7 protein-coding genes are annotated in these 7,359 nt (G+C 61.0%); 1 reads left to right on the forward strand and 6 read right to left on the reverse strand.

Features of this window, described 5'->3' with window-relative positions; all coding sequences use genetic code 11:
- Window positions 1-179: 179 nt before the first annotated feature.
- The 5 genes from R6U20_RS06165 to R6U20_RS06185 form a co-directional block, all read right to left on the reverse strand.
- The gene (locus tag R6U20_RS06165; RefSeq protein WP_410336990.1) at window positions 180-641 is read right to left on the reverse strand and encodes a hypothetical protein; all 462 of its coding nucleotides are present in this window, start codon (window positions 639-641) and stop codon (window positions 180-182) included.
- A gap of 163 nt (window positions 642-804) precedes the next feature.
- Entirely contained in the window at window positions 805-2,001 is a 1,197-nt protein-coding gene (locus R6U20_RS06170; RefSeq protein WP_410336991.1) for a DUF445 domain-containing protein, read from the reverse strand.
- 54 nt (window positions 2,002-2,055) lie between these two features.
- A complete protein-coding gene (locus R6U20_RS06175; RefSeq protein WP_410336992.1) occupies window positions 2,056-2,985 on the reverse strand; it encodes an MlaD family protein in 930 nt (309 codons plus the stop codon).
- Window positions 2,986-3,009: 24 nt separating this feature from the next.
- Window positions 3,010-3,774 carry an ABC transporter ATP-binding protein gene (locus R6U20_RS06180; RefSeq protein ID WP_410336993.1) on the reverse strand — a complete coding sequence of 255 codons (765 nt, stop codon included), beginning with the start codon at window positions 3,772-3,774 and terminating at the stop codon, window positions 3,010-3,012.
- A gap of 86 nt (window positions 3,775-3,860) precedes the next feature.
- Window positions 3,861-4,613 (reverse strand): MlaE family ABC transporter permease, encoded by a 753-nt coding sequence (locus R6U20_RS06185; protein ID WP_410336994.1) that lies wholly within the window; start codon window positions 4,611-4,613, stop codon window positions 3,861-3,863.
- Window positions 4,614-4,997: 384 nt separating this feature from the next.
- Here R6U20_RS06185 and radA point away from each other — a divergent pair, with 384 nt between their 5' ends.
- Window positions 4,998-6,308 carry a DNA repair protein RadA gene (gene radA, locus R6U20_RS06190; protein WP_410336995.1) on the forward strand — a complete coding sequence of 437 codons (1,311 nt, stop codon included), beginning with the start codon at window positions 4,998-5,000 and terminating at the stop codon, window positions 6,306-6,308.
- A 263-nt stretch (window positions 6,309-6,571) separates the two neighbouring features.
- Here the strand turns inward: radA and R6U20_RS06195 are convergent.
- On the reverse strand, window positions 6,572-7,359 hold a 788-nt coding region (locus R6U20_RS06195; protein ID WP_410336996.1), incomplete at its 5' end, for an HAD-IC family P-type ATPase.

Consider the following 7,359-nt stretch of genomic DNA (forward strand, 5'->3'; position numbering starts at 1 on the left):
CTGGTCCCGGGCTTTCCTTTCCTTCCCACGAAGATGCGCATCAGCCACTTGGGAAGGGGCCCCTCACAGTTCCTTCCTCCCCGGGGAGGAAGGGTAGGATGGAGGGGAAAATACGCATCTGAACCCAACCTTTCAGGGTTGACACAGCACTATTGCCAAACGGCGTATAGCTCAAGGAATCACGACAGATCCACTGCGGCGCGCTCGTCGTCATGGAGGCGTTCCGGGTCGATGGCGTCGTTGAGATGTGCCATGCGGTCGTGGATGTCGAGCGGCAGCGGCGTATCCGCATTGGATTCAGCGAGCAGCGCCTGATACAACGCCAGTGCGCGCACATGGCTGCGCAGCGCCGCCTCGAACTGGTCGTGGCGTCGCAACAGATCGCCCTGATGCCGGAGCATGTCTGCCACCTGCAAGGCCAGATCGATCGAGAGCGCACCTCGCGTTGTGCAGTGCGCAATCGTATCCGATACCGGACGCTCACGCAAAGGCAGCGTGCCGGGGTCGGTGAGGTCGTCGAGCGCCTCGGCAATTTCGTGTTGAGCTTCATCCGTGCGCCCGTCACTGATGAGGGCCAGCGCCTGAGCGAGGGCCTCGGTCATCTGCTGAATCTGACGCATTAGTACATCTTTGTGGATCATGGGGCATGACTATGGTACGAGAATAGAGGCTCAATGCGAAGTGATCTGATTCCCACCGGGGCGGTACCAAACGTCTCGGAGACCTCTCGACTGCATGCTGGGCGCCGTCGGAGCATCTGCTCATGATGGCCCCGCGTCTGCGAATGTTGCGGGCTTTGCTTGCTCAGGAGCCTGGCGCTGCCGTATCTGCTTTTGAACTCTGAGGGCGTGCCCCAGCCTCCGCATCCCCCTGTTTCTGCCAGCGATAGAGCAGCACATCCAACAGCGCCACGCTGCCCCCCAGTGTGCCCAGCACCACGAGTGCCGGGCCGGGTGCCCAGATGATCCACCCGCCCAGCATGCCCAGCACCGCGCCCAGATACTTGATGTACGTAAGCTGCGTGTTGGTGGTGCGCTTCAAGAGGCGCTCCAGTTGCTGCTCGTCGTAGGCGCGCACCTTCTCCAGAATGATGCGGTCGATGGGCACGTGCTGAATCAGGCGCGAGAGCAACAGCGTGCTGGCCGCATCGATGGACCGTCCGTGCAGGCGCAGGTAGCCGGGTACGCGCTCGGCAGTGGCAACCATTTCGCGAGCCAGGCGCGGCGCGGCCTGGGGGAGTTCGGCCAAGAGCGCCTCGACGTGCTCCTCGACCAGATCGGGACGTAGGCTGCGCACGGCGCGAAGCATCCAGCCCGACATGCCGGGGATGTTTTCGCGTTCCAGTGCGTTTAGTACCGCCGTACGCAGGCGCTCCTGGGTGGTGGGCGCGGCCAGCACATCGCGCAGTGTGGTGCGCAGCCAACGCGTGGCCGCCGCCTGAAACGCCGGGTCGTCCATCAGGTCGCGCGCAACGGTGGTCGTGGTTTCGCGAAGGCGCATGGGCCATTCGTTGGCGCGCAGCGTATCCTGCAAGATCTCGGCGTTGATAAGTTCGTCGGATACCGCTTGCGCCAGCCGATGCGCCACGTATTCGCGCTGCGCGGGCACCAGCCCCTGCCCGATGAGGGGCCGCTTTTCGCGCGGCTGAAACAGCATGGTGATGGCCAGCCAGTTGGTCCCGAACCCGATAAGCCCACTCACGCACACAATGCGAAGCAGCCCCTCGGCGGGTAGCGTAATAGAGCCCACCTGCCACACGATGCCGTTGAAATCCCACACGAACGAGGCGGCAAACCCGATGGCCAGCAGCACCGGCACCACACGCAAGACAGGCAGCCAGCGGGCATGAGCGCTGTCGTTTTTCGGCGGAGCCGGCGGCGGCTCGTCGGGGGCTGGGGCCGAGGTGTGGCGCAAGAGGTGGCGGAGGAGTGAGCGTGTGCTACGCTCGGGGGCACTGCCCTCGGGAGTTGCGTTGCTATGTTCGTTTACAGGAGAAGCCATCGCATCCCTACACCCATACCGAAAGAAGGTCCGATGGTACGCACCACGGCCGGACTAAAACATGCGCACGAGGGTCATATCTTCGAGATAGCGCTGCGGATTCTCTTGCAGGTCACGCAGGAGGCGATTCATCTGCACCGAGGTGGAGTCCAGGTTATTGTAGAGGCTGGGGTCGTTGGCCAGGCGGCCCAGGGTGCCCTCGCCGCTGTTGATTTTCTCGGCAAAAGACCCGAGGGCGGTCGTCGTACGCTCCAGGTTGGCCAGGTTCTGCTCCAGGCGCGTCAGGTTTTGGTTTACGCGCTGCACCGTAACGCCGAGCGAGTCGCTGTTTTCATCGGTGAACGCCTCCAGATCGGCGGTGAGCGCCTCCAGGTTTTGGATGGTTGAACGCAGGGCTTCTTCCTCACCGCCCGAGACTGATTCGAGCGTAGCGGCTACGTTGCGCAGCGAGGCCAGCGTCTGTTGCAGATCGCCGTCTTCGCCCATCTGCCTTGCCAGCGCCTCGGTTGCGCGCGAGGTGTTGCCAAGCACCGAATCCACTTTCGATGTGAATTCGGGCCCTTGCTGGGTAAGCTGGTCGAGCAATCCGGGTCCGCTGGGCGTGTCAATGGTGCTGCCCGGTTGCAAGGGCGGGTTTGAGGCCGGCCCGGGACGGATGCCCAGGCGCACGCCTCCAACGGCGGCAAAGCCTTTCACCTCGGCAACTGATCCTTCGGGGATGAGCACATCCTCATTGATGCGAAAGCGCACGCGCACCGTTTCCTCATCTTGCCGCAAGCGCACCGACTCGACCGTTCCCACATTGACCCCACTCAGACGCACGGGGTTACCCGATGACAGCCCGCTCACGTTTTCAAAGTTGGCTGTAAGCAAGTAGCTGCTGCTTAGAATGGGGAGATCCTGAAAGTACCGGACGCCCACAATGAGGACGACCACAGCCAGGACGATGGAGATCCCGACTTTGACTTCGTTACTGTATTTCATGAAAGTGTGTTGAGCGTGGGTAAATTACGAAGGTGAGGAGGCCGTGGGACGCGTGCCTACATGGTACTCACTGGCAGTCACGAACGAGTCGAGCACCGGGTCGTCACGGTTGTGGATGGTATCAATTGGTCCGACCCAGTGTAGGGTGCTGCCATGCAAGAAGGCGACCCGGTCGGCAATGTTAAAGACCGAGTGCATGTCGTGCGTTATCACCACGCTGGTTACGTTCATCTCCTCGGCCAGCTGCTGGATCAGCTCGTCGATGGTATTGGAGGTTTCAGGATCGAGTCCACTCGTGGGTTCGTCGTACAAAATGTACTTTGGCTCCAGCGCGATAGCACGGGCCAGCGCCACGCGCTTCCGCATCCCCCCAGAGAGCTCAGCAGGCTTTTTGGCCCCCACATCGGGCATACGCACCAGTTCCAGACACTCGGCCACACGGGCTTTGACTTCAGCAGGCGAGCGCGAGGAGAAGAATTTAAGCGGAAACGCGACATTCTCTTCCGAGGTCATCGAGTCGAAGAGCGCACCGCCCTGAAACAGCACCCCGAAGTGCTTGCGTACCTCGCGCAGGCGATCGTATGGTACCGAGCAGATGTCTACGTCATCGACCAACACCCGCCCCTTGTCGGGCGAGAGCAGGCCCACGATGTGCTTCATGAGCACGCTCTTGCCAGACCCTGATCGCCCAATAATCGCGATCGTTTCACCATCATGGATGTTGAGCGACACATCTTCGAGGACGTCTAAGTCGCCAAAGCTTTTGTATATGTGTTCGATCTGAATCATACGGGATGCGAAGCCTGAAAACACATGCAGCAAACGAACCGCGACAGCGCGGGGGAAGGCACTGGAGAGCGAGGGCTTGAATCCAGTTAGAGCAACAACACCGCCAGTGCCAGGTCAGCCAGCAGTACAAACACACAGCTCTGCACAGCAGCTTCGGTGGTGCTCTGGCCTACCCCCTCCGCTCCGCCGTCTGTATAGTAGCCCTTGTAGCACGCAATGGAGGTGATGATAAACCCAAATGTGACAGACTTAATCAGCCCAAAGTACGGATCGAACGGCTGGTAGAACTGGCGGGCGCCCTCGATGAACTCGGTCGTGCTGAGCAGTCCGGCGGCTTCTGCAATGCCCAGCCCACCGCCGATGCCAATCAGGCATGCAAAGATGTACAGCGCCGGAAACATGACGATGCCCGCCAGCACACGTGGCAAGATGAGAAAGCTAATAGAGTTAAGCCCCATCACCTCCAATGCATCGATCTGCTCCGATACGCGCATGGTGCCCAGCTCCGCGGCAATGCGTGCCCCCACACGGCCCGCCAAAATGAATGCCGTAATTACTGCGGCCAGTTCCAGCATCATAGACGGCACGACAATGGAACCGATGATCGTGTTGGGGACAAACGACGTCTGTAGCTGGTAGGCTGTCTGCACGGTAAGCACCGCGCCTGTAAACGCAGATGACAGCGCCACAATCGGGATGGAATCGACGCCAATGCGTACCATCTGCGTAACGAAGTTCGACCAGTATGTGCGCACCTCACGCACCGATGCAAAGGCGCGTCCCATCAGAATGAAGTACGTCCCAATCGCATGAAGGGGGGCAAGCAGACGTTCAGTCACCAAGAAAATTGCGCAATCAGCGAGTAGAATACGAAGCTTTGGGCTACAGGCTGTTCATCACAGGCGGTAAACCGCAGCGTCCAAGCCGGGGACTAAGAGCGGGCGTACGGCAGCACGGCACAAGTTGGGGGAACAGCAGTAGGTGCATGCCACGCGTGCCAAAATGGTTCCTGTTTGCCTCGCTGCGGGCATGACACCCCTGCACGGGGAATGTCCAGCCCATCGACTCAAAACAGACATCACGACGGACACACACCGCTCGTTCGGAGGCTATTCGGGGCTTTTGCGCGCTGTTCATGGGTTTGCTCGTACACTTCGTTACACCGTATGGCATCATCTTCACGGTACGTTTGTCAGGAATGCGGCCACGCTGCGCACAAGTGGATGGGCAAATGCCCTGGGTGCGGTGCGTGGAATACGCTCGTTGAGGAAAAACCCGAATCTGAGGTCAAGGCCCGTGTGCCTAAGTCGGCCTCCTCTTCTAACGGACGCACATCGAATCCCCCCGAACCCATTACCGAGGTAGCGCTGGGCCCGGAAACCCGCCTCAAAACGGGCATGGTCGAGTTCGACCGCGTGATGGGCGGCGGCATCATGCAGGGCTCGTTTAGCCTGATTGCAGGCGATCCCGGCATCGGCAAGAGTACACTTATGACCGAGTTGGCGCGCTTTATGCCCGAGCGCACCATCTTGTACGTAACGGGCGAGGAGTCGAAACGACAGGTGAAGCTTCGCGCGCAGCGCCTGGGCGTGGACACCGACCGGCTGCTGCTCTTGGCCGAAACGAACGTCGAGGCGATTGGCCAGGCCGTGCGCTCGTGCGAGCCCGATCTGCTCATTGTGGATTCGATTCAGACGATCTTTCGCCCGGATTTGAGTAGCGCCCCCGGGTCGGTGAGTCAGGTGCGCGAGAGCACGGCCTCGCTCCTCAAGATGACGAAGGAAGACGAGTTTTCGACGTTTCTGGTGGGGCACGTCACCAAAAAAGGCACCATTGCGGGCCCCCGCGTGCTGGAGCACATGGTGGATACGGTGCTCTACTTTGAGGGCGATCGCCACCATGCCTTCCGCATTCTGCGCAGCGTGAAGAATCGCTTTGGCGCAGCGAACGAGATTGGCGTGTTTGAGATGCGCGAGTCGGGGCTGCACGAGGTGCCGAATCCAAGCGAAATCTTCCTGTCGGAACGCGGCTACGGCGTGAGCGGATCGGCAGTAATCTGCTCGCTGGAAGGCACGCGTCCCATTCTGGTGGAGGTGCAGGCCCTCGTATCCCCCAGTTCGTACGGCACCCCCCAGCGCACCGCCACCGGGTTCGAGTACTCGCGCTTGCAGATGCTCCTGGCCGTGCTTGAAAAGCGCATCGGGCTGGCGTTTTCTGACCACGACGTGTTCATCAACATTGCGGGCGGCGTGAAGCTGAACGAACCGGCTGTGGATCTGGGCACAGCCGTGGCGGCGGTGTCGTCGTTCCGCGACGTGCCCACCGATACCAATGCCGTGCTCATTGGCGAGGTGGGCCTCGGCGGCGAAATCCGTACCGTGAGTCAGCTCGGCCCGCGCCTGAAGGAAGCCGCCAAGCTCGGATTCGACCGTGCGGTGGTGCCTGCCAACAACCTGGACTCCACCACCGCCCCCGACGACCTGGACGTGATCGGCGCCAAGACGCTGCAGGATGCGTTGGATACGGTGCTGTAAGTAAAGAAAAACATGGAGTTGGGGGTTTGCGCGTTTCAAACCGGTATCATGTGCGCCCCAACGTTCTTCATACATGCGCTCATTTGTACGGTGATACGCTTCACATACGTGTTTGCTCTATATAATTTTACGGAATCCCTCCCCCTACATCCCCTCCTCTGAGGGGGACTTGAGGAACGCCTTCCACGGTTCCTTCCTCCTCGGGGGGGAATCCACCCGGCAATCCCCAAAACCATTGTTGAGGTCACTTAGAAGCAGAGCGCTCAGCGTGCAGTTGGTGCTACCGCGTGAGCCGTCGGCTGGTTAAAGGTAGATGCAGATTCATCGAGCGATGCTTTGTGCGGGTCAGGCTCGGTCTGTGGAAAGCTCTGCTGCAAAATAGCCGCCGTCACGACCACGAGCGAACTTATCGGCATGGCTACCGCCGCCACGAGCGGACCCACCCAGCCTGCCATGGCGATCGCCCCGCCTGCCAGGTTGTACGCCAGCGAGAACAGCAGCGTGCCTTTAATAACGCGCATCACGTGGTCAGATCCCGCAAACAGCGCATCCAGCGGGGCCAGGCCCTGCTGCGTCAGAAACACATCGGCAGCTACCAGGCTGGGTGTGGCGCCGCCATCCACCGCAATGCCAATGTCGGCCTGTTGCAGCGCCCCCGCATCGTTCACGCCGTCGCCCACCATGGCAGCGGTGTGGCCGTCGCTGCGCAGGGATTCGACTGCGGCGCGCTTGTCGGCGGGCGACACGTGGCCACGGGCGTCTTCTTGAGGCAAGTTGAGCTGGTCGGCTACGTGCCGCACCACACTCGGGTGATCGCCCGAAAGAATGAGCACGCGGTGTCCGGCATCGCGCCAGGACTGCACCAGCGCGGGCACTTCGGGGCGCAGGCGGTCGCCAAAGGTGCACACCGCTCGCACCGTGCCATCCACGGCCACGGCAACGGGCGTGTGGCCCTCGGTAGCTGCGTGGCGGACGGCATCGTGCAGTCTGTCTGGACAGGTGGCATTGCTCTGTATCCAATCAGGACGCCCTACGGCTACGCGGTGCGAAC

Source organism: Longimonas sp. (assembly GCF_046498435.1).
Taxonomy (GTDB): Bacteria; Bacteroidota; Rhodothermia; order Rhodothermales; family Salinibacteraceae; genus Longimonas.

Excerpts from the sequence above, each read along its gene's own strand:
- R6U20_RS06165 (WP_410336990.1), bottom strand. The coding sequence starts at position 641 with ATGATCCACAAAGATGTACTAATGCGTCAGATTCAGCAGATGACCGAG.
- R6U20_RS06170 (WP_410336991.1), bottom strand. The coding sequence starts at position 2,001 with ATGGCTTCTCCTGTAAACGAACATAGCAACGCAACTCCCGAGGGCAGT.
- R6U20_RS06175 (WP_410336992.1), bottom strand. The coding sequence starts at position 2,985 with ATGAAATACAGTAACGAAGTCAAAGTCGGGATCTCCATCGTCCTGGCT.
- R6U20_RS06180 (WP_410336993.1), bottom strand. The coding sequence starts at position 3,774 with ATGATTCAGATCGAACACATATACAAAAGCTTTGGCGACTTAGACGTC.
- radA (WP_410336995.1), top strand. The coding sequence starts at position 4,998 with ATGGGCAAATGCCCTGGGTGCGGTGCGTGGAATACGCTCGTTGAGGAA.